Here is a 22,158-nt window from a genome sequence, read left to right on the forward strand (position 1 = left end):
TGTGGTATGGGCATTTTGCTTGGCCCACCTTACTTGTCGGAGATGCCCGGGACCTCGAACGCAGCGCACAAGTCGGCAACGTCTCTTCGCACGCAGGCATGGAGATCTTCGTCGTCTGGCCGCTGGAGGACGGAGTCAATGAAGCCAGCAATTTGCTGCATTTCCACATCGCGCATGCCCATTGACGTCACTGCTGGTGCCCCCAGGCGAATTCCGCTTGTGACCGCCGGATCCCGCGGGTCGCCAGGCACCATATTAAAGTTTGTGATGATTCCTGCCTTTGCTAGTCGCTCGGCATAGGCCTTGCCCGATAGTGGCCGATTGCGAAGATCAAGGATCAGCATGTGATTGTCCGTCCCCCCGGTCACCAGGTCATGACCTCGCTCAAGCAGTGCATGTGCCAGAGCCTTGGCGTTCTTGACCGTCTGTTGGCCGTAGCTTCGGAAGGACGGGTTCGCGGCTTCGTGCAAGGCAACCGCTAGCGCAGCGATGGCATTCATGTGAGGCCCGCCTTGCAGGTGAGGGAAGACCGCCCGGTCTATTCGTCTGGCGAGATTGTATTTGCTCTTTGTATGATACAGGGCCTGATAGCGATCTTCGTTCCTTGACAAAATGAAGCCACCGCGGGGACCGCGGATCGACTTGTGGGACGTGCTGCTGACCACGTCGCAATGGCCCACGGGATTCGGGTGCGCTCCCGCGGCAATCAGGCCGCTGATGTGCGCAATGTCGGCTACGAGATAGGAGTTCGCTTCCAGGGCAATTTCTGCCATTGCCGCGTAGTCAAAGACACGCGGGTAAGCAGTTCCGCCGACCCAAATGAGCCGCGGCCGTTCCCGCTTGGCTGTCTCGCGCAAGCGGTCATAGTCAATCTGCTGTGTCGTTTCATCCAACCCATAGGGGACGCGTTGATAGTCAGTACCGGAAAAGTTGATGGCCCAACCATGAGTCAGATGGCCCCCTTCCGGAAGGGGCAAGCCCATGACTTTGTCACCGGGACTCAAAAGCGCACGATAGACAGCCTGGTTGGCCGGCGAGCCGGAATAAGGCTGGACGTTGGCATGCTCGCTGCCAAATAGTGATTTCAGGCGCTCAATGGCTAGATTCTCAAGCTCATCAACGATCTCGTTTCCAGCGTAGTAGCGCGCACCGGGGTACCCCTCGGCGTACTTGTTCGTGAAAATCGAGCCGTTCGCTTCCAGCACGGCCGAGGACGCAAAGTTCTCTGAGGCGATGAGCTTGAGGGTCGTCCGCTCCTGCCGCTCCTGTCTCAGAAGCAGCTCGTGAACGCGGCAATCAACCGCGGCCAAGGAAGACCGCCCGTGGGTGTCGGGCTGTGCGATCGTGCCGTCGGCGGAGTTGTCCATGGTAGCTTCGCGCTCCAATTGGATTGACCTATTTCACGATCAAGCACGCGGTCCCCTTCGGCCGCGTGTCTCGTACCGCTTCGAGCCGTTGCAGGTCCTGTTTATGATAGCCGTCGCGATGGGGCAGGAGATCGACCAATAATTGAACCAGCCCGCCGTCGTTGGATCCTGCGTTGAGATGGTACGAGCGCCACGGAGGCTGTTCGTTGCAGCAGAGAAAGTCGGCTCTGGCGAGCAGCCGGACGTGTCGCGCAACCCGCTCTCGACACACGCCCAGAATCTCCGCTAGCTCGCAGACAGTTAGGTCCGCATGCGCACAAAGGCCCAGGATTCGAAGGCGGTCAGGATGCGCTGCCATGCGTAGGCGACTAACCAGTGTCATCATGGCTCAGGACCAAGTCCTGCCGAATTTCTCATTTCGCGTTCTCCACAGAAGCTGCAGATTTCGACGGTTGTCCAACGACCGGACAAATCTCGGTGGCCGTGACGACCGTCGATATCCTGTGTCGAACAAACAAATGGGCGCTCTTCTTGCCTTTAGCCGAAATTGCAGGCAGTTCGGCGAGTCGAAGACAAGCGGGGCCACGGTTTGGAACCACTGACCTCAGACGTTGCAATAAGCCTACCATTCACAGCAAGCCGGAGTTGCTAAGAGTCTATGAATTTCCTTGAAGGATCTGTTGCAACGTTTGCGCAGCCTGGCCTGCTCCCGGTTTGCAGCGGTCATCGTCAGGCGATCCATCGCCTCTGCGAGCACGATCAGGAATTTGCCCTCCATCGCATCGCTGATCAGCTCCTGAAGGCCGGGACGCAACAGCGACGCGCCGCAGATCGCGCGGTGGGTATTGCTGTCGACGACTGTCCAGCCTTGCTTTTCAGCACGCAAGCAGCAGAGCCGCAACTGATCCTCGATCGAGGCGTCTCGGTGATTGCCAGTTGAGTAGCGAGCGCCAAGCGCGACCTTCATGAGGCGGCCCCTTGCTCCGGGACGCGGTCTCGCGTTTGGCTATCCGTTTCGGCTTGAACGAAATCCCGTGCGGCCTGTCGCGCCAGCAGCCGGACCAGATTGACGAAGCGTCGATCGGGCTTCGGCGACGCAGGCACAGCCGATTCGCGGGCCGCGCCGGCGACCACACGAAGCTTTTCGGCTGTTGCACGTTTCGGTCGCGCTATGATCGATCCTGTCCTGACGCGAAATACTCCGTTTCGCGACAAGGATGCCAAGTCACAGTGCTTCGACAAGATGGAAATTCTTTGTGATCAATAACGCGCGTCGCGCAGGAGCCAGTGCTGGCCGATGACGGGGCACCTTGTGCTCCGAAGAAGCGATGGCTATATATCCGGATAGAGAACGGGAGGCACGCGATGGGGCAACACTGCACAGCAGAGAGCCATCGAGAATTATCGGTCCCGCCTGGCTGAGCGCGGCATCGCGCGGTTCGAGATCCTGGCGTTCGACGCAGACCGCGATCTACTGCGAACTCTTGCCCGAAAATTAACGGAGAGCGGGCCGGATGCCCGACAGCTTCGTCGGACCATACAGCAAGCCGTGGCGGGTGAGCCACCGAAAGCGGGCAGCATTCTCGCCGCGTTGCGTCGCTCGCCTCTGGTTGGCTCCAATCTCGACCTCAGCCGGCCGCGCGAAGAGGGGCGCAAGATCGACCTGTGACGCGCTACCTTCTTCATACCAATATCATCAGCAACGTCATAAAGCCGGAGCCTTCGGGCTCGTTGCTGGCCTGGATGGGCGCGCAGAAGGACGAAGACCTCTTCATTGCTTCGCTTACTGTCGCCGAAATTCGCCGAAGCATCCTAGAGAAGCCGAAGGGGAAAAAGCGCAGCAGCCTTGAAACTTGGTTCGAGGGCTCCGAAGGCCCGCAAGCGCTGTTCGCTGGCCGCGTGCTATCGTTCGACGAGAAAGCCGGCCTCGTGTGGGCGCGGCTGATGGCCAACGGCAAAGCCAGAGGCCGTTCGCGGAGCGCCCTAGACACAATCATTGCCGCTGTAGCCGAAGCCAACGAGTGTGTCGTAGTGACCGACAATGGAAAGGACTTCGAGGACGTTCAGATAATCAAGCCGCTCCGTAGCTCTAGAAGCCAAGCGGGTGATGATAGCTCCAACGGTCCGGCCGATTCAATTTGAGGATTTCAGGGGCACGGAGTCCGAACGTCTCGTGTTCGCCTACCTTTAGCGATGGCTGGATTGATCTTGCTTAGTTCGGCCAGGGACGTCTCTTCCAGTTCCGTTTTAATGCCATCCCGGTTCATCTAGTCAGCTCGATCAACCAACAGCTCGCACGCACGAGCGCCGCGGACAAGGCGCGATCGCAGGGACTGCGCGATACGCGTGTCGAGCTCGTCCATCTTACACTCGCTCTCGTCTTCGAAGGCCTCTCGCCAAACGCCACTGTAGTCGATCCCGCGTGCGGCTCGGGGGCCTTCTCATCGAGGCTTTCTCGCGACTGGTCTGGCGCGCTACCAATGGCAAGTTCGCCCGCCGGGAACTCGTCGGTCTGTACTCTCTGGGCGTCCACATCAACTGCGGAGCTCTTGGCATCGCCGTGTTCTGCCTTTGGCTGGCAGCTCTCGAGCTCGACGAGCAGCCGATCAGCGACATCCGCGACCTCAAGTTCGACCCGGTTGACTCGATAACACCCTATTGGCAGATTCAGTCGGGGAGGATCTGCCCACTCCGATCACAAGCCGATCTTTCGACCCCGTGGTCGGGAATTCTGCATGGACCTTCGTGAAGAAGGAATGCAGCGCCGAAAGGCGAAGCGCTTCCGATACATCGATGCGAGCCCCGATTAGGCATTCTGCCACTCTATCTAGCCGACCCCCGTGGCCGCGTTGCCGATCGGTGCGCACTGGTCGCCTACATCGCCCCGGCACGTGAAGATCGTCTCTGCTGACGCTCGTTGAGCAATTCAGGCCGCCTCCGGCTGGCGTTTGATCAGCGTCAGCGTCAACCAGCGCGCGGTCAGCGCCGGCTTTTTCGAGCCCTCGATCTCAATCGTCACGCCCAGCTCCGTCTGCACCCAGCCCGACGGCCTGGCCTTGACGTCGGCCAGTACGAAACGGGTGCGGATGCGCGATCCGGTTTTCACCGGCGCCAGAAAGCGCAGCGACTCGAAGCCATAGTTGACACCCATCTTGCAGTTTTCGAGCGGCCGCATGGTCTCGAAAGTCATCGCCGACAAAAGCGAAAGCGACAGGAAGCCATGCGCGATGGTGCCGCCGAACGGCGTCTCGCGCTTGGCGCGCTCCGGATCGCAGTGGATGAACTGGTGGTCATCGGTGGCCTCGGCGAACTGGTCGATCATCCGCTGCGAGACCACCCGCCACGGCGACACGCCGACTTCCTTGCCGACGCTGGCCAGAAGTTCGTCGAGACTGATCGGTTCCACGCAATGTCCTCCATTTCAACCGTCCGAAGCGCGACGGCTTCATTCCGTGAACAGTGTCAGCCAATGCTGCACCGACTGCCGGCCATCCATCGGCAGGATGGCCCCGGTGAGATGACTGCCGTCACAGCTGCACGAATAGAGCGTTCCGCCGGCAATCTCATTCGGCGCACCGATGCGGCCGATCCGAACATGGCTGCAGACGGGGTGGCTTCTACCTCGGTCGCGGTGCGCGTCCTGCAGGCCACTGAAAACAGCTCGTCTTGCTACCGGTGATCATTCCGCCGGCGCCGCTATGCGGTATTGTCGCAGATTGATAAAATCAATTGTCTGGATAGGAACCATCCGTGTCTCGAATTTGGAGGAGTAGTCCAGCAGACGGCGTGGCTTGTGGTCCTTGTTGAAGCGCGCCGACCTCATTGGCCGCTAGCTCTGAGCCGGCAAGAAGCGCCAGTTCAATGACATTGGGTGTCGACACGGCAAAGCGGCATCAGATGCTAATTTATTATGCGGGATAGCGCTTGCTTCAAGAAGCGCTCGGCCTGACGTGGAAGCAGCACTGGATCTGGATTGTCGGTATGCGCGGATATTCGCGCAGCACAGCGGCAACCGCAGCGACGATCGATCTCAGCCGTTGCGAGCATGCCGATGTTGGTGGCGGCCACTCTGTTAGGCTGAAGCGTAGCGCGCATCTGATCCGCCACCAGACCGGGTTGCGTAACTTGGATTTCCAAGGCGTCTTCATGGGTTTGCACCGTCAGCGCGCTGACAGCAAGGCAGGTGCGCACGCCAAGGCAAGCGATCGTCTCGATCTCGCGGGCAATTCCAGCCCCACCGCGGGAATCTGACCCGACAACGACGAGCAGATGCGGTTCTCGCCCCAGCGCCATTGCTCTGTCTTTCGATCCATTCTCGCGTGCGCGCTTCTGGGGCGTCGTTCAGCGCAAAGTCGGTGACCACGGCTGCGCTTTCCGCGCCAGCCTCGAAAAACGCCTTCGAGCCGGTCAGGTTGAGGCCGCCGATGGAGACCAATGGGATCGGCGCGACCTGGTGCTTCCACTCGCTGATCCGCTCGAGCCCTTGCGGCGCCCATTTCATCTGCTTCAGGCTCGTTGGATAGATGGGCCGAGCGCCACATACTCCGGCTCGGCCACTGGCGCCGTTTCCAGTTCGGTGTGATCGTGGATCGAAAGGCCGAGCTTCAATCCGGCGTATTTAATCGTCAGCATCGGCGGCAGCCAAATCCTTTTGACCAAGATGGACGAAGTCGCAGCCTTCCTCGATTGCCGTGCGCCAATTGTCGTTGACGCTCACTTGGCAACCATGGACCGCGCAGGCGTCGTTCGCGCGGCGGATTTCCGTCTGCAGTCCTTTCTCGTCCATATCCTTTATCCGGAGCTGCAGCAGACTCACGCCGAGCGGCGCCAGCCGGTCAACCCAGCCGGCACGTCGAAATTCAGATAGAAGGGATCGAGCTTCATGAGAAGACAGCCCTGCCGACCGTCGGTGAGTAGCGCGGTTCGAGCATTCCCGAGTTGAAAGCTTCACGACCGGCATCGACCGCTTTGCCGAACGCACGCGCCATGCCGACCGGATCGGCCGCCCTCGGGACCGCCGTGTTCAGGAGCACGGCGTCAAACCTGAGCTCCATGACGGTCGCCGCGCACGACGGCCGTCCGAGCCGTGCATCCACAATCAACGGAATGTAAGGGAAATGTCCGCGCATCAACTGGACCTCGGAGCTCAACGCTTCATCGCATTAGAATGAGCGTTCGAAACGCAGGATACCGCCGACACTGCTCTTCTTGTTGGCATTGGTCCAGTTCACTTCGGAAGCTTTCACCTTTCCGACGGCGGAGCCTCCGTAGCGGTCATAGTCGAGTTCAGCCGTAACTGTGAAATCTGGAAGAAGCGCGTAGGCGACGTTCGCAGCGACACCATAGTTCTTGAGCTGATCACCCGAGAGCTGAAGGTTCAACGAAGTTGTCTCGTTGAGCTCGTAAGCGGCGCCAGCCCAGAAAGCCCAGTTCCCGCCCCAAATCTTATAGAAGCCGCGACCATGAGCGTCGATCGCGTTCATGGGGTCGTCGTTGAGCTTGCCATTGGAACCGTAGCCGAACATTCCGAACAGCAACAGTTCGTTGGTGACATTGATGTCGACACGGACCTTGGCGGCCACCGATTCGTAGTTGCTATCATAACCAGCAACGCCGGTGATCGCTCCCCAGCCATGTGTGTATTTCAAGCCGCCGACTATCTGCGGAGCGTAGTTGTCGATTGTGCCGACCACGCCTGAGCCTTCTTCGAGCGAAACCACGGCCGAAAAGCCGTTCCCGGCGTCGAAGTAGTACTGGACCACATTGGTATCCAAAGCGCCGTACGGAACCGGCGTCTGGTTGAGTACGTCACCCGCGCCGCCAATAAACATGTCGAAGGCCGACCAGTCCTTACCAACTCGGAGGCCACCAAGCTGAATCCAGGCGAAAGTCAAGATGCTGTCTCCGTTGAAGGCATAGGACCGAGAACTGTCCGAAACCGAAGTGTGGCGGTTACCGAAATTCACGCGGGTTTCGGTGTAGGTCTTCAACGTGCCGAGTTCGGTCTCCTGGCCGGTCCAAGCTTTCAGTGTGAAGCGCGTGTTGTTTTGCCATGTACCCTGATCCTCACCAGTCCTCACATCTGAGGTTCTTGCGTGGTAAAACAATCCGACATCGCCCAAGCCCACGTAGTAGCTAAGATAGCCGCCGATGCGCAGGCAGGTCTCGGTGCCTGAAATGTAGACGTAGCCCGAGCCGTAGACGTCGCAGATCTTGGCGTACTCAGTCGGGTCAGGCTCGGCGACGGTGGTCACCGCGCGAGCGTCGGAAACGGCGATCAGTGCCGCAGTTGAGCCGAGGAGGAGGCTCCCAATGGTCATTGTTGATCTCCGTCTAAATAGTAAAAGGAATCGAGACCGATAAATGATTTTTGCTAAGCAAACTATTGATAGCGCATCAAGCTGAATTCTGGGAGTGTTGCTGCACCTGTCGTGCTAATGCTCAGGAGAAGTTAGAATGTGATTGAGACTTGTTGTCACATATATTAATTAGTTAACACTCCCAGGCGGTCGTACAGCATTTTTGTACAATCACCCTTTTCACCTCCGGCGGGCCTCACAAAGGGTACTACAGCAAATGACGTGCCACCCTGACGACCCAGCTGCGGCTTGAAGCTCAAATGTACGGGCGGACCTTGGTTTGCGCTTCCTTCTCTTTGCCTTGCGGATCCACCCAAGCAGGAACGGCAAACGTTTCGGCTACGGTTCGTCTGTTCGCTTCGCGACAGTTTGGCTTAATGGCGACGGCATTGTTGCTGTGAGCCCCGCCGTTGAGGCATCATCTGGCGGCCACCGCTCGGTACGACGCCGTCACTTTGGCGAGCTGATGGTCGATAACCACGCGCCGCAGCCTTGCACCACTGAGTCAGTAGGCGCCAGCCTTGGCATTGCGGCGGACCTGACGGTCGCGTCGAGCAGGTTCTCGTCCTGAAAGCGGCGCGCCACAGCTAATGCTTCTTGCCAGCAATTCACACAACGAGCTCATCGAGACGGCAGAGATCATTATGGGCGGCGTAGCTGGCGTGCAAAGTCTGGACCCAACACCGTATTGTCTCATCGGATGCGGCATCTGCGCTCAGAAGAGTCTCCCACGCGCAGATGAAGGGAAGGGACGCTGGAACAAAACGGTGCGCGTGAGGGTTTCGGCGGGAACACCATCGTCAGTCGCTGACCGAGTGCGCTCAGACCATCGCTGTCCAGCCAAGACTGAACGGCGCCCATTGCTAAAAAATTTCGAGCCCAAAGCGGGACGGACTGACATAGCGCAAAGACGCAGGCCAGCGCAGCGGTAAGGTTGGATGTTATCAGCATGGGACGGTGACCGTTGCAGACCACGAAATTTCGAGAGGCCCGGCTGCCTTGGTACACTATCTATCCGGCTGTGTCGGAGTTCTCTGGGGCGGTCGGCGCCGAGGCTTATGAGGAATGGCTCAGGAACCTGCCGGCTGATGATCCGGTGTCACTCTATCTGCACGTTCCGTTCTGCCGATCAGCCTGCTGGTATTGCGGCTTCCCAACCACCATCACCCGCCATGATGCGCCCATCCTCAACTATCTGGCGGCGTTGCGTGACGAGATCCGTCTGGTTTCGGAGCGAGTGCCGAAGACGCTGCCCGTGAGCGACATACATTTCGGCGGCGGAACGCCGTCTCTCATCGGACCAGCCGAGTTCCTCGCTCTGATGGAGTTCCTGCGATGCCGCTTCGCCATCTCGAAAACAGCTACGGTCGCCATCGAGATCGATCCACGCACGCTCACGCCCGAGATGGCGGAAGGCTTGGGAGCGGCCGGCGTGAACCGCGCGAGCCTGGGCGTACAGAGCTTCGATCCCATTGTTCAAAAAGCGATCAACCGAATCCAGAGCGAGGCCCAGACGTCGGCTGCCGTGGAAGTGCTGCGCCGGCATGGAGTAAGCCGCATCAACTTCGACCTCATCTACGGCCTGCCGCATCAAACGGTGGAGTCGTGCGTCGAAACAGTGAGGGCGGCGGTCGCCATGCGCCCCGACCGGCTTGCCTTGTTCGGCTACTCGCACATCCCATCCCAAGTAGAGAATCAGCGCCTCATCGAGGCGGAATTTCTTCCCGACAGCGCTGCCCGCGCTGAACAGTATGCGGCTGTCGCCGTGACGCTGATTGCCGCCGGCTACCGACAGATCGGGCTCGACCATTTCGCCTTGCCGGACGACGAGCTCGCGCTGGCACAGGAAACCGGTCGCCTGCGACGTAACTCGTTGGGCTACTCTGCCGATACCTGCAGAACCCTGATCGGTTTCGGCGCGTCGGCTATCGGCCGCATCGGCCAGGGGTACGTTCAAAACGAAGTTACACGGGATATCTACATCCAGCACATCGCAGTTGGCCGACTGGCGACATCGAAGGGCCATCGCCTCACAGACGACGACCGCGTGCGAGCCGCAATCATCGAGCGATTAATGTGCGATTTCGAGGCTGACGTGCCGGCAATCTGTGTCGCCCACGGATCTGATCCGATCCGTCTTCGCGGTTCAGATGAGCGTTTGGCGATGCTGGCCAAGGACGGAATAGTGGACTTCGAAAACGGTCTTGTCCGCGTACGGCGGGAGCATCGCTTTGGGATTCGCGCTGTTGCTGCCGCATTCGATGCTTTTAGGGATGGCCTTACGTATCCCGCAGTTGAGGGCAAGCACACAACACGGAAGCTAACACAGGGAGTATCTTTTGCCGGAGAGAACGAGCTGCCATCGTGCGGTGCCCGGTTAGTAGTGAAGCGCCGTAAAATGTCGACATAGGCGTTGGTGAACTGGACCGAACGACGAGAACAGCCTATCCAGTGTGTTGTCGGCAGTTAGTTCGAAAAACTAGGGCTTCTAGCGGTAAACACATGCTAATCCATTTGATTTACGGGCCAACCTGCAGCGGCAAGACAGACGTTTCAATTTAAATTGCACGAGAGACCGGACGGCCGGTCATTGCGTTGGATCGTGTACAATGCTGTTCTCAAACGCTATGGGCAGCGGGCGTGCCTCGGATTCCGAACTGCAATCTACCCAGCGGGTTTACTTGGATACGCCCCCTAACCGCGGGCACATCCACGCCGTGACTGCCCATCGTAAGCTGATCATGCACGTGGATGAGCTTAGATCTCAGCCAGGGCTCACTCGAAGCCGGCTCGTCTCCCTTCTCAATTCACATGCGCGAGTCAGCATCGGGCTGGCGCTCCGTGGCATGTAAGGCCGATGCGGCTCGGCAACTCGGACGCCTTTCTAGTGCATCTTCATTCCAGACAGCCGCAAGTTCCTGTAGCGATGAAGGTCGTCCTTGTCTTGGGACAAACATGTCTGTGACCCGACGCTTTGCTCTCTCCGTACCGCGCCATCACTTGCCATCGCATTCCAATCCATGCCCGAATGAGCGGTTCAGTCATGTGGCCTCCTCCGTATCCACCGTAGCAAAAGCAATGCTTCCGCTGCGACACGGCTTATGTCGCCCAGCACCAGTCTTAGTCTTGCTCCCGCAGACACTTAACATAATTCTCAGGAGCTACCGTCCCAGCACCGCAGCGAGTTAGGGAGGCTCGCACTAAGCTGCCATTCTGGAAAGTCACGTTCCTGCCAACGTTGTTGGAGCTCTTTGCGAAGCCGCGGCATTTTCGCTGATGGTCAGGCTGTGCTCTCTCGCAAAACGAATGGCGCAACGATATCCGTCAACGTCTTCCAAGGTGGGACGGACTGCCCAATGGTGGGTCGAGCCGTCGCTTACCCCGTGCTTGCCTCACAGATCTGCGACCAAGAACCCAGCCTCATGCTCCTTCAGAATCCGATGATCTCCTGTTCAGAATAGCAGCTGCGAATCATGTAATGCCGTCCTCTGAGTGGGCCATGAACTTCAATCCGGGCTAGATCGCAGTGGCAACGAACGTCAACACGCACAAATATCATGAGAATCCAGATTGTCGCCGATAGGTCATCCCCTGCGATCGGCTCCGGCTCATTTCACCCTCCGTTGAAGACGTCCGTAGGGCAGAACCTTCTTTCGGATTATCTCACCTCCTAAGGCAATATCGCTGCGAAGGCGCGAGCCCGATGCACCCACTCGTGAAGGCCGTCCGCAATGGCAGCGGTGCGCCAATGTAGCTCGGGCGCAAGCCCCGCCATGCCTGCTCCAAGGGCTCGGAGAGCCGAGACGCGATCCATGGGCAGGTCGAAAACCTCGGCGAGGGCGATAAGACGCTGCTGGAGCTCGGGGGTAAGCCCTGCGATGCCCGCTCCGAGGGCCCATAGCGCCGTGTTGCAATCTGTAGGCCGCGCGAGCCCCTCCGCGAGGACGACAAGACGCTGTTGGAGCTCGGGTGCAAGCCCTGCCACACCCGCTCCGAGGCCAGTCAAGGCCGAAGCGCGATGCTGGGACCGACCGAGCCCTTCGGCCAGGAGGACGAGACGCTGCTGGAGCTCAGGTGCAAGCGCTGTTAAACCCGGTCCGAAGCCCAATAGGCCCGCGGCGCGAGGTCCAGGGTCGTCAAGTGCTTCGACGAGGACGACGAGACGCTGCTGGAGCTCGAGGGCAAGCCCTGGCACCGCCTTTGCGAAGCCCTCCAGGGATTCGGCCCGAGACCAAGGCTCAAGCCCTTCGGCGAGAAGGACGAGACGCTGCTGCAGCTCGGGGGCAAGGCCTGCCACGCCCGCTCCGAGTCCCCTCAAGGCCGAAGCGCGGTCCCCGGGATGGTCAAGCCCCTCGGCGAGAACGACGAGACGGCGCTGAAGCTCGGGGGCAAGCCCTGCCACACCTGCTCCGAGGCCCTCCAGGGCCTTGGACCGAGGCCAGGGGTCAAGCCCTTCGGCGAGGAGGACGAGACGCTCCTGGAGCTTGGGGACAAGTCCTGCTACACTCGATCCGATGCCCCTCAACGCCGAGGCGCGACTATCATGGTCGCCAAGTCCTTCTGCCAGGACCACGAGACGCTGCTGGAGCTCGGGTGCAAGGCCTGCCAGACCCGCTCCGAGGCCCCTCAAGGCCGAAGCACGGTCCTTGGTCGGGACCCCCTCGGCGAGGGCGACGAGACGTTGCTGGAGCTCCGGCGCAAGCTCTGCCACGCTTGTTCCGAGGCCCTGCAGCGCCAAGTAGCTATACAAGGGCCCAACTCCCTCGGCCAGGGCGACGAGACGCTGTTGGAGCTCGGGCGCAAGCCTTGCCACACACGCTCCGAAGCCCGATAGGACCGAGGCACGAATGCAGGGGTGAAGCAGTCCCTCGGCAAGCGCCACCACGCGCTGCTGGAGCTCGGGCGCAAGCCCTCCTGTGCCCTTGCCGAGGGCTCGGAGGACCGAGCCGCGTTTCGACTGGTCAACCGTTTCGACTAGGGCCACGAGGTGCTCCAGCTGCACTCTGGTGAGGCAATTGAAGTTGCGCGCGAGTGATTCCATGACGCCGGGGTGCATCAGCAGCGGGGCGCCGGGTTGGGGTTGCGTCAGCCTGCTCCAGATCGCCTGAACCTGGATAGCCCTTTGACGCGTTTCTTGAGGCGCCGCGACTATCATGGCTGCCACACGCAGCTGTTGATTTGTTTGTGACATGCTCAGCAGACCGATCGGGCTGAGCCGCTGAGCAATCTCACCAAGAATCTCCGGCGGCAGATCAAGGATACTGCTGGTGCGCTGGCTGCTCAGAGGAGGAAACGCTTGATCTTGAGGCTCAGAGCGCGTCTGCTCCACCACAGAACAGGATGATTGACCGGGTCCTTCAACGCCAGCTGGCGGTCCGATGAGAGAATTGTCCCTGATATCACGCTCGATGGGGTTAAATGCCGAGATGGGCACCTTGCCACGCTCCTCAATGCCCCTCATGATTCACCTCCTATAGCTACCAACTGAATGAGATCATCGTGATTATCGCGCAGCGGAATCCTCAAGGATCGGGCAGTTCTTAGAACGTCGCTGGCTTGACCAGGTTGAGCCCGCGAATTGCTCGATCGGACAAGATGCTTTCGGTTATCGACCATGCGGTGAGCTGCCCTGTCGAAGGAGATCGGGATGAAAGCCGCCAGTTCCAGGCGGCCCTCCAATGACTTGACCAATATCGGCGGCACCAATGGTGGCGAATGTCAACCGCTAGAAACAACCAGCATTCGGAAATTGCGAGTCAACAGCAGTACGGACCCGGGAGATGTTCAGCATCATGGCTCGTCGGGGCGCTCCTGTGGTTTGTGGCGATGTCTCGGATCGTCTTCATCGTCAAAATGGTTTCATGCAAAAGACGTACCGCTTTAAATGATCGACATTGATCCGAGCGCTTATGTCGAGGGGATGGAGATTTTACCTGCTCAGTCAGCGGCGTGAATGTCGGCACTGGCACGGCGGAGCTTCTGCCTGCGGCGTTGCCCCGCGCCGTTTGGAGCCTGGTTGAAGTTCATTGCTGGGATTCTGGATCGATTGTGTGTGGTATCCATTGTTGAGTTTCAAATCGGTTGACGATTTCCTGTGCAGGAGACCCATCTCATCACTCTGCGCCCGATCCGGCATGCGCGCGACAGCTTGCAAATCGGCACATAAAGCCGTTCGATCAGCGGCCAGGCCCTCCAGATCGTAGCGGAGATTGGTCTGCGGTCGTCACGAAAAGAACCGGCGTCAGAGCGTCTTTCGCGTGGGCGAAGGTTCCGCTCCTTCTGCCCGGCGACCTCGTCGAGTTCGGCTGCCCTGGTGGGATGACGCCTTCGTTGAAGTCGAGCGCTGCGTCGGCGATGCTCGCTAAATGATCCGGCAAGGTACGTTGCGGGCTCCGCGATTGCTTGCCCGCTTCAATATATCGATCTCTCCGCTTTGTTCGAAAGAGGGCATGCCGAATGTCAACAATCCTACCAATCTGTTGCGAACGGAACCAATGGCCACCAAAACGAAGTGTATATTCGGTTGCGCAAACTGGCCTTAATCTTGCGTTGTGCTTTGTCGCAGCACGAAAAAGTGCCGGAGGTTCAGTTCACAATATGGGATCGTGAGTGAATGCTCCCTGCGACTATCCGCTTGGCTCCCTGGTGAGTTTCGAAGATAGGCGCGATTATGAAATCTGGGGCCAGGCAGAACTCGAGCAAGACTCTTATTCTGAGGCTTCCTCCAAATGCCGTTTAAGCCAGCGCTCCTCTGGTCGTCAGCAAGGTGGCGGTTGCCGGGAAAATGATATGTTGAAACAGGGACGGGTATGCCGGCCCCAAGCATTAAGCGAGGGACAACCGTGGACTATATATAGTACGGGAATTGATGTATCCTTGGAACGCCGCAGTGTGTGCAAAATGTGGTGGTCGCCAGCCAGTGCGGAATGGGGTCACTCTCGGCTAAAAGCAGGGGCGGTGCTGCCGCAGCCATGAGCGGATACAGCCGTATTCTAATTCTCTTCACCCCTGCCAAGACTATCCCATGCAGCTACGCCACCTCCGCTATTTCGTGAGCATCGTTGATGCTGGGAGCTTCTGCCGGGCAGCGGCCACTATCCATGTGGCGCAGCCGGCCCTCAGCCAACAGATCGCTGGCCTTGAAGCCAGGCTCGGCGCCACCCTGTTGCATCGCAGCGCACGGGGCGTTTGCCCGACCCGTGCGGGCAAGGCCTTCTACCGGGAGGCCGTCTCCATCTTGGAGCGGATAGAGCAACTGCGCGGCATCATTCGCTCCGCGGAGGGAGAGCCAGAAGGTTCTGTCGGGGTCGGCATGTCTTCGACGCTCGCCGTTTCCCTCGCTGCCACCTTGGTGGGCGCCTGCAGGACGGCACTCCCCAAAGTGACCCTGCGCTTGGTCACTGGGGATTTTCTCCGCATTAGGTCGCTCGTTGAATCGCACTCGCTCGACGTTTGCATGGTCTTCGAGGATACACCTACCCTCGGCGTTTCCCGCAAACCGCTGTTCCGCCAGCGCCTCTATCTTGTCCAGCCTGCCAACACAGAAGACGTCGCGCCTTGCGTGTCCCTCGAGGAGCTGGCGGCACTTCCTCTCGTGCTGCCGGCACGGCCGCATATGATGCGTGACGCACTGGACCGGGCATTTGGAGTGGCCGGCGTGCTACCCAACTGCGTGGCTGAGGTTGATACACTCTACAGCGTGCTCTCCTTAGTCAAAGCCGGCGTAGCAAGCGCGATCGTTCCCAAGGGGGATTTCTCGGATATTCCAGGCCACGAAGCTCTGAGGCCCGCGGTCATCGATCCGCCGATACATCTGACGGCATGCCTCATCTCATCCGCCAACATGCCGCTCACCTCCGCCGCTGAGGCGGCAAGTGCCCTGCTCGTCACGCAGATAGAAAAGCATCTTAGCGAAGCGCGGCCCTTCGAATGGGAGCGCGTTCCAATTCAATCATTGTCCAGAGGCGAGTAGGGGCCTGTCTTTGGACGACATCTCTTTGGCGACCGAGCGATTTCGCTACAGACCCACTGAGCTGGTTTCAGCTGATGCCCTGCGAGCGCTGCCGGTTGCAATTTTCTGCGCATGGCGCACATGGCGGTTGATGATGTTCATTTCACCTGATTGCCCCAGGCATCGCCACCCGACCAAATGCTGAAAGTAAGACCGGCAGCGCTGCCGTCTAAGACATCCTGCTTTCGAACCTGCGTTCGAACCCTGGTCTGCGTGATCGGTGCGGTGATGGAGGAGGTCCTCAAGCCCAGATGGACGAGGTGCTGGGTGTTCTAAGGGGGAGCGTACACCGGAGACACTTGGCGATCGCACGGGCTATTACGGCCCCCTCTCAGCCGTATCGGCAAGCTTGATCTCCGGGTTCCGTAGGACCTGGCCGGCCCTTTTCCAATGAGCTATTCGAGCGCTACCAGCGTTCGGAGCGGGTTTCTGCGACGCTTGCGAAATGTACGTTGATCGTGTGTCGACCCGCAAGGCTAAGTCGATCACCAAAGAACTGTGAGGTCTCGGCTGGTCGAATAGCATCAACAAGCGGCCGTAGGCGGGCTCCAGGCTGCGATGGTCCGCGTTTGCCGCCAATCTGGGATCCTGATCAGCGCGTGCCACGCGATGCCTGCCGTCCAACCTTGACCTTGCTGAACGTTACGCCTTTGTTTCTGAGCGGCCACTGCCTATCAAGACCATGAGGGAGAATGTTACGTCAGAGCTCATTCATAAGAATGGCGGATGATCCAATATCGACACGGTATTTGCGTCTGGCCCGCGTAGGGTCGATTGGATGTAAACGACAGCTCAACGATTGAGCGGATGGCATTCCCGCAAGTCAATCATTCGGGACATCCGTTGCCGTGACGAGAAGGATTCATTGGAACCCGATGATTTGCATCAACAGCCTGTCCGAACCGATCGAGTGATTGGGCAGCTTACCCGCCTCGTGAATGAATAGCCGAGAAGGCACGTGATCGATCTGCCTTGCTATAGTTCGCGAGAGGCCGCCGCCATTTCGCTTTTTGCAGCTCGCTTGCCGGCTGCTTTCAGCCTCACCGGCATCGACGTGGCAGCCGTCATGCCTGACTCGACACCACCGCGTGTTCCGATGGATTGCCGCCGGTTTATGATGCGCCTGAATGGCCATGATTTCCGCATCTCGATCGACCCGACGCTCCTTCCGTCCAGAGCGGTGAGACATTGGCCAGACATCACGTCGCTGCCACTGGATGACAGCTTGCGGGAAATTCTGTTTGACACCGTCCTGCGCGATATAGCGGTTCAGGTGGAACGATGGTGCGGTGAGCGGCCCATCTGGTCGTCGTCCGAGATCAGCGGAGTGCTTCCCTACGCAATTAGGCTTGTTCGCTTGGAGGGGCCAAACAAACTCCTCGGGCTCGTAGAATTCGGTGCCGGCGGGCTCGATTGGATCGCCGACTGCTGCTGCGATGCGCTGCCGGTCGTGTGCACAGTCCTCGACGATTTGGCCTTCTCTCTCGATCTGAGGGTCGCTCGCGTGACCCTTACCTTGGCGGAACTACAAGCGCTTGCGCCGAGTGACATCATCCTGCTCGACGCCTCACCGGTCGCTCGTAACGGCGCGATGACCGTACTGCTGTGCCTATCGGGCAATTCACGATTTCGGGCCTCCATCATGGACGGCCGCCTCGCAGTCCTTTCAGCAGTGGACCACATGATGGAAAAACCAGAGCCTCTCCCTCCCGAAACCTTCGACAGCATCGACCTACCGGTCGATGTGGATGTTGGACGCCTGACCATGTCATTCAAGCAGCTTCGTGAACTCGCTGTGGGCCAAGTACTGGATCTTGGTTTCGACGCTACGACCAATATCACTTTGCGAGTTAATGGCAGGGTGGTCGCTGTGGGCGAGTTGGTGCGCATCGCCGATCGAACCGGTGTGCGTGTCTTAGACATGCGCCTACAACGCGGCGAGCCATGAACACCGGGTTGCCTGATCCCGTTGTCTTGATCGTCTTGACCGGGGCGCTCGCAGTCGTCCCATTCCTTGCGATTACCGTCACGTCGTATGTCAAACTGGTGGTCGTGTTCGGCCTGATCCGCAATGCTCTCGGCATTCAGAACATCCCGCCGAACATGGCACTGAATGCGGTCGCCATCCTGCTCTCCGTTTATATCATGCAGCCAGCTGCCCAAAACGCATACGAAGCAGTGCGCAACAAAGAGATCGCGTTCGAAGATCTCCGTGGGCTCGGCGAAACGATACCGCTAGTTATAGAGCCATTTCGCGACTTTCTCCTGAAGAACACGTCGCGACAGGAGCGACAATTCTTCGCCCAGGCCACCCGGGAACTATGGCGCGAAGCGGACGCCGCCGCGGTTACTGATAGCGATTTTATGATTTTGATCCCGGCATTCATCACATCCGAGTTGGCCGATGCGTTTAAGATAGGTTTCCTACTATTCCTGCCTTTCATCGTCATAGACCTGGTCATATCGAATATTCTTCTGACAATGGGAATGATGATGGTTTCGCCGATGACAATCTCTCTGCCCTTCAAGCTGTTCTTGTTCGTCGCTGTGAACGGATGGCAGCGCCTGATCCACGGCCTGGTACTGTCCTATGCGGGACCATCGTGATGAGTACCGCCACTCTCGCCAACATTACCATCGACGCACTGAAACTGACTCTGATTCTATCGATGCCCATGATCGTCGTCGCTACAGCGGTCGGGCTGGTCGTCAGCGTGGTGCAGGCGCTAACCCAAATTCATGAGCAGACGCTTCCGTTCGCGGTGAAACTGATATGCGTGAGCCTGGTTCTGCTGGCAACTGGGAGCTGGATCAGTGGGGAGTTGTATCAGTATACGCTGAACATCTTCGACACGATAGCAGCGATGTAAGTGCAGCGATGTAAGTGCAAAGGTGGGAGATGCTCAATCGGTCTGTTATCTCGCGCGGTGACTATGAGGGCGGTTCCAGCGAGTCGCTCTCGATCAACTTATCTGATCCGCCCCATGTCGCAGTTGATCCGTCTCTCTTGTATACTGCCGTTGTCGTCTTTGCACTCGCATCCACGCGTACTGCGGGCATGATGCTGATTATACCCTTTTTGGGGCGTGGCATTGTAACCGGACTGGCGCGGAACGGCGTAATCATGGCATTGAGCCTCCCGGTGATGGCGCATGCTTGGGCAACCAGGCCCGCGAACCTCGAGATTTGGCATCTGCAGATGTTCCTTGGCTTGGGGCTGAAGGAACTCTTACTCGGGATCGTGCTCGGTATGCCGATTGCCGCGACTGTCTGGGGTGTTGAGGCGGCGGGCACCTTCGTTGACAACCAGAGGGGCGCCGCGATGGTCAGCCTCTTGAATCCGGCCAGCGGCAATCAGGTCTCGCCGCTTGGAACGCTGCTGGCGCAGCTCTTCGTCACCTCGCTGTTTGTCACCGGGGGCTTCTCCGAATTGATCAATACGCTCTATCGCTCCCACGACGTCTGGCCTTTGTGGAGCTTGCTGCCTGCATTCGGTCCGGCATTTGCTACGGGGGTTCTGCATCTCGCAGATGTTGTCATGCTACTGACTTTACTTCTCGCCGGTCCAGCCATCGTTGCCATGTTCCTCAGCGAAATCGGTCTGGCACTGATCGGCCGCTTCGCACCACAACTGCAGGTCTTCTTTATCGCCATGTCGGTTAAGAGTGCGGTGGCCCTCCTGCTCTTGATCCTTTCGCTCACAATCGTTCTGGCCGAGGCGGATCAATACGTGCCATCACAGTTCGCGGTATTCAACCTCGTCGCGAAATGGTTGCCATGAACGGCCAAAAGACGGAAAAGCCTACTCCCAAAAGGCTTCGCGCCCTGCGCAGGAAGGGACAGGTGCCTCGGAGCAATGAAGTCGTATCCGCGGCGCTGACCATCGCATTCTTCACCCTGTTCTTTGCCTCCTTGTCTGGCATGATAGACCGGCTCGAGGCAATGATCCTATTGCCTATACCGCTTCTCGAGGGTGACCTCCTGAGCGTCACTCACAAGCTTCTGCGGTCCTATGTTGCCGAACTACAATTTTTGCTCGCGCCCTTCATCGGCATCGTTCTGGTGATCGGCGTAGGCGCCAACGCCCTACAGAATGGCCCGATGTTCGCGCCCAAGGCGGCCGCGCCGACGCTGAAGAGGCTCAGTCCCAGTGAGAACATCAGGAGGATCGTTTCGCTGGCGAGCTTCATCGAAGTGGTCAAGTCGATTGGAAAGATTCTGATACTCGGCTCTGTTCTGCTGCTTGTTTTGCGAGAAGGTATGCATGCACTCGTCTGGACGCCGAGTTGCGGAATCTCCTGCCTGAGGGCGGTGACAGGTAACCTGCTTCTCGGTATCGCAATCTATACCGCATTGAGTTTTCTCACGGTGGCAATTGCACACTTCGCATTCGAGCGCTGGCAATTCACCAAGAAAAACATGATGTCGAAGGATGAAGTGAAGCGGGAATACAAAGAGACTGTCGGCAATCCCTTGGCCATGGCAAAACGCAAACAACTACATGTGGAGTTGCTTGCAAAAGGTATTTCGGCCAAGCGCGCAGGGCGGCCGTCTTGATCACCAATCCGACGCATGTTGCCGTGGTTTTTATTACGACCGGCGGCACGCACCCTTGCCTCTGATCGGTGCAATGTACCGATCTCGCGCCGCGGCATAAGCCTGCGCTGTGGCTACCTCTGTGCCGGTCGTGCGAAACATTCCGATGGCGCGCCAGCTGCTAAAGGACGGACAACGACCAGACGAGTCTATTCCATCAGTTTTACGCAAAATTCGCGGGTCTTCTCCGAGCGCTTGGTAAGCGCAACCAAGGCCGGCCATCGGTCGCGTAAATCTCTGTTCAAGGTGTGCCGAAAACAAAGCTTTCGGCTGCTGCTGGTCGCTCCGTCGGGCGGCTCATATTTGTTTAATATGCAGACATAACGAGCTTATATTTGTCGCCCATGGAATGAGATTATACTACTGTTGTGGCGGTTTGTCTTGCGCACCAGCCAATCGGGCCGTTCGGCTCGATGGTGTGTTCCCCAGATGTAACTGCCATGGGAGCAAGCACCGAAACGAGTTGATGGGGACATGTGGATCCACGCAGCCTTGCACCCCTCAGAAAGAATGGCAAGTCTGCTCCCAATGGGTGGGACAGTGAATTGCCGCTGGGATCCAGAAGGATAGGGATTGGCCAGCCGCTCAAGCGATCCGTCGCCGAGCGCACCGAGCCAGGGCGATGCATGATCCGAAATCGCCCCTCGAGCCATTCTGATCGGGTGGCGATTCGAGCCTGTCCCGGTGCCCGTGGACTCATGGCGCACTGAAGCTGTGCAGGCAAAGGAAGAGCGCAAGTGGCGGGTGATCAGAGCGTCGGTGCAGAGCTGCATGATTTCTATCGGGCCACGCTCTCCGGCGACCCAGGACCGCTTCGGCTTTATAGGGAGATCCTCAATAAGTTTGGCGTCGAGGGCTTTGCACGGCATATCGCCTTTCTTACACGTACGCTCGGCCAAGACATCGCTTCGGCTGGTCCGTCGGTCGAGCCCGCCCGGCTGCGTGAGATCCTCGGCGGATTGTCGGCGTTGCGGGTGCTCGATACCGTGCATGAGTTCTGCGAAAAGATGGTCGATCGGATACAGCGTCGAAGTATGATCGACATCACCGCTACCGGCTTGATGCAGCAGTTGTTGCCGCTCGTCGAAGATGCCGTTCCTAGTCCATCCAAGATCATTCCCATTCCGGAAAGGTTTGGAATCTCTTCCGTTCAATTGGATCTGCACATCGCCGTGCTGCGCGAATCCCGAAATCTTCTCGCGATGATTCCGGTCGGGGTCTACCGCGACATGGAAGCCCGAAAAAAGACATTGCGGGCAGTAGAGGCGGCAATGGACCTCCGCATTGAACAGGAAGAGAGTGCATGAGCGAAGGCGCCTATTCAAGCTTTTTGCTCGGGTTGGTCTTAACACGGATGTTCCCATCAAGGCTGTTGATGCCACAGCGCAGTGATCCATGAATAAAATCAACTTTGATAACCTGAATTATTCAACTTCGACTGCGCGTGGGTCGGCGGAACTGCGCCCAACCCGCCTCGACTTTGGCGGCCTGATCCAAACCGAACTTGTGGCGCTGCTGGAAGCTGTTCGCAAACCCGTGGTCGATACTCGGCCGGCTTCACAATTCGATCTGCTATACGACGCCCCCACGGTCGACGACCTGATGATGGCAGCCTTCGCCCCCCCGATCGCAAATCCCGGAGTCCTCGACTCGCCGACATACGCCACGACCCTCAAGGCCGCACATGCATCGCTGGGCGATCTCGCAGCACAGGCGCAGGACTCAGATTGCGCGGTGTACCGCGACGCGCGCTCGGTACTTGATCAGGAGCTAGCCGACCGTGTTCTTTTCGAGAGCGCCTGCCGCGCTCTGATGCGAGGATAAT

The 22,158-nt window shown here is 58.6% G+C and carries 19 protein-coding genes and 5 pseudogenes; 13 read left to right on the forward strand and 11 right to left on the reverse strand.

Going from position 1 to position 22,158, the window contains the following annotated elements; all coding sequences use genetic code 11:
• Positions 1–29 precede the first annotated feature (29 nt).
• The 3 genes from glyA to NKH52_RS29280 all read right to left on the reverse strand — a co-directional run bounded on the left by glyA (position 30) and on the right by NKH52_RS29280 (position 2,334).
• Positions 30–1,367, reverse strand: a complete 1,338-nt coding sequence (gene glyA, locus NKH52_RS29270) for a serine hydroxymethyltransferase (RefSeq protein ID WP_352657494.1) — start codon at positions 1,365–1,367, stop codon at positions 30–32.
• 28 nt (positions 1,368–1,395) lie between these two features.
• Positions 1,396–1,752 carry an ArsR/SmtB family transcription factor gene (locus NKH52_RS29275; protein WP_084026290.1) on the reverse strand — a complete coding sequence of 119 codons (357 nt, stop codon included), beginning with the start codon at positions 1,750–1,752 and terminating at the stop codon, positions 1,396–1,398.
• 237 nt (positions 1,753–1,989) lie between these two features.
• Positions 1,990–2,334, reverse strand: coding sequence for a recombinase family protein (locus tag NKH52_RS29280; protein ID WP_352657491.1), 345 nt, complete (start codon positions 2,332–2,334; stop codon positions 1,990–1,992).
• A gap of 426 nt (positions 2,335–2,760) precedes the next feature.
• Here NKH52_RS29280 and NKH52_RS29285 point away from each other — a divergent pair, with 426 nt between their 5' ends.
• On the forward strand, positions 2,761–3,036 hold the full coding sequence (locus NKH52_RS29285; RefSeq protein WP_352657529.1) for a hypothetical protein: 276 nt from the start codon (positions 2,761–2,763) through the stop codon (positions 3,034–3,036).
• Entirely contained in the window at positions 3,033–3,509 is a 477-nt protein-coding gene (locus NKH52_RS29290) for a PIN domain-containing protein (protein ID WP_352657488.1), read from the forward strand. Before NKH52_RS29285 ends, NKH52_RS29290 begins: the two co-directional genes overlap by 4 nt.
• Positions 3,510–4,293: 784 nt before the next feature.
• Here NKH52_RS29290 and NKH52_RS29295 read toward each other — a convergent pair.
• Complete coding sequence (locus NKH52_RS29295; protein ID WP_352657485.1) at positions 4,294–4,773, reverse strand: MaoC family dehydratase; 480 nt, start codon at positions 4,771–4,773, stop codon at positions 4,294–4,296.
• Between the two features lie 111 nt (positions 4,774–4,884).
• Between NKH52_RS29295 and NKH52_RS29300 the strand changes: the two genes are divergently transcribed.
• Positions 4,885–5,046 (forward strand): hypothetical protein, encoded by a 162-nt coding sequence (locus NKH52_RS29300; RefSeq protein ID WP_352657482.1) that lies wholly within the window; start codon positions 4,885–4,887, stop codon positions 5,044–5,046.
• A 221-nt stretch (positions 5,047–5,267) separates the two neighbouring features.
• Here NKH52_RS29300 and NKH52_RS29305 read toward each other — a convergent pair whose 3' ends face one another.
• From NKH52_RS29305 to NKH52_RS29320, 4 genes and pseudogenes are all read right to left on the reverse strand, one after another.
• Complete coding sequence (locus tag NKH52_RS29305; protein ID WP_352657479.1) at positions 5,268–5,558, reverse strand: bifunctional hydroxymethylpyrimidine kinase/phosphomethylpyrimidine kinase; 291 nt, start codon at positions 5,556–5,558, stop codon at positions 5,268–5,270.
• Positions 5,512–6,327: pseudogene (locus NKH52_RS29310) on the reverse strand (thiamine phosphate synthase). Before NKH52_RS29310 ends, NKH52_RS29305 begins: the two are co-directional and overlap by 47 nt.
• Positions 6,248–6,511: pseudogene (locus NKH52_RS29315) on the reverse strand (thiazole synthase); the annotation flags it as partial. The pseudogenes NKH52_RS29315 and NKH52_RS29310, both read right to left, overlap by 80 nt.
• 18 nt (positions 6,512–6,529) lie before the next feature.
• Positions 6,530–7,687, reverse strand: a complete 1,158-nt coding sequence (locus tag NKH52_RS29320; RefSeq protein ID WP_352657476.1) for a porin — start codon at positions 7,685–7,687, stop codon at positions 6,530–6,532.
• Between the two features lie 1,003 nt (positions 7,688–8,690).
• Between NKH52_RS29320 and hemN the strand changes: the two genes are divergently transcribed.
• The gene (hemN, locus tag NKH52_RS29325; RefSeq protein ID WP_352657473.1) at positions 8,691–10,136 is read left to right on the forward strand and encodes an oxygen-independent coproporphyrinogen III oxidase; all 1,446 of its coding nucleotides are present in this window, start codon (positions 8,691–8,693) and stop codon (positions 10,134–10,136) included.
• 152 nt (positions 10,137–10,288) lie between these two features.
• Positions 10,289–10,578, forward strand: a pseudogene (locus NKH52_RS29330) (isopentenyl transferase family protein).
• On the opposite strand, the pseudogene NKH52_RS29335 reads toward NKH52_RS29330, so the two are convergent.
• The 3 genes and pseudogenes from NKH52_RS29335 to NKH52_RS29345 all read right to left on the reverse strand — a co-directional run.
• Positions 10,534–10,698, reverse strand: a pseudogene (locus NKH52_RS29335) (hypothetical protein); the annotation flags it as partial. The pseudogenes NKH52_RS29330 and NKH52_RS29335 overlap by 45 nt on opposite strands.
• Positions 10,699–10,998: 300 nt before the next feature.
• Positions 10,999–11,079 (reverse strand): annotated as a pseudogene (locus NKH52_RS35535) (isopentenyl transferase family protein); the annotation flags it as partial.
• 317 nt (positions 11,080–11,396) lie between these two features.
• A complete protein-coding gene (locus NKH52_RS29345; protein ID WP_352657470.1) occupies positions 11,397–13,187 on the reverse strand; it encodes an F-box protein in 1,791 nt (596 codons plus the stop codon).
• 1,563 nt (positions 13,188–14,750) lie between these two features.
• Between NKH52_RS29345 and NKH52_RS29350 the strand changes: the two genes are divergently transcribed.
• The 8 genes from NKH52_RS29350 to sctX all read left to right on the forward strand — a co-directional run bounded on the left by NKH52_RS29350 (position 14,751) and on the right by sctX (position 22,157).
• A complete protein-coding gene (locus NKH52_RS29350) occupies positions 14,751–15,698 on the forward strand; it encodes a LysR substrate-binding domain-containing protein (protein WP_352657468.1) in 948 nt (315 codons plus the stop codon).
• A 997-nt stretch (positions 15,699–16,695) separates the two neighbouring features.
• The gene (sctQ, locus tag NKH52_RS29355) at positions 16,696–17,685 is read left to right on the forward strand and encodes a type III secretion system cytoplasmic ring protein SctQ (RefSeq protein ID WP_352657465.1); all 990 of its coding nucleotides are present in this window, start codon (positions 16,696–16,698) and stop codon (positions 17,683–17,685) included.
• A complete protein-coding gene (gene sctR, locus NKH52_RS29360) occupies positions 17,682–18,344 on the forward strand; it encodes a type III secretion system export apparatus subunit SctR (protein WP_352657462.1) in 663 nt (220 codons plus the stop codon). The genes sctQ and sctR overlap by 4 nt, the downstream gene beginning before the upstream one ends.
• Complete coding sequence (sctS, locus tag NKH52_RS29365; RefSeq protein ID WP_352657459.1) at positions 18,344–18,607, forward strand: type III secretion system export apparatus subunit SctS; 264 nt, start codon at positions 18,344–18,346, stop codon at positions 18,605–18,607. The genes sctR and sctS overlap by 1 nt, the downstream gene beginning before the upstream one ends.
• 29 nt (positions 18,608–18,636) lie before the next feature.
• Positions 18,637–19,518, forward strand: coding sequence for a type III secretion system export apparatus subunit SctT (gene sctT, locus NKH52_RS29370; protein WP_352657457.1), 882 nt, complete (start codon positions 18,637–18,639; stop codon positions 19,516–19,518).
• Complete coding sequence (locus tag NKH52_RS29375) at positions 19,515–20,294, forward strand: EscU/YscU/HrcU family type III secretion system export apparatus switch protein (RefSeq protein ID WP_352657454.1); 780 nt, start codon at positions 19,515–19,517, stop codon at positions 20,292–20,294. Before sctT ends, NKH52_RS29375 begins: the two co-directional genes overlap by 4 nt.
• A gap of 776 nt (positions 20,295–21,070) precedes the next feature.
• Complete coding sequence (locus NKH52_RS29380) at positions 21,071–21,640, forward strand: TyeA family type III secretion system gatekeeper subunit (RefSeq protein ID WP_352657451.1); 570 nt, start codon at positions 21,071–21,073, stop codon at positions 21,638–21,640.
• A gap of 88 nt (positions 21,641–21,728) precedes the next feature.
• The gene (gene sctX, locus NKH52_RS29385; protein ID WP_352657448.1) at positions 21,729–22,157 is read left to right on the forward strand and encodes a type III secretion apparatus assembly protein SctX; all 429 of its coding nucleotides are present in this window, start codon (positions 21,729–21,731) and stop codon (positions 22,155–22,157) included.
• Position 22,158 lies beyond the last annotated feature (1 nt).

Source organism: Mesorhizobium sp. M1066 (assembly GCF_040318635.1).
Lineage (GTDB): Bacteria > Pseudomonadota > Alphaproteobacteria > Rhizobiales > Rhizobiaceae > Mesorhizobium.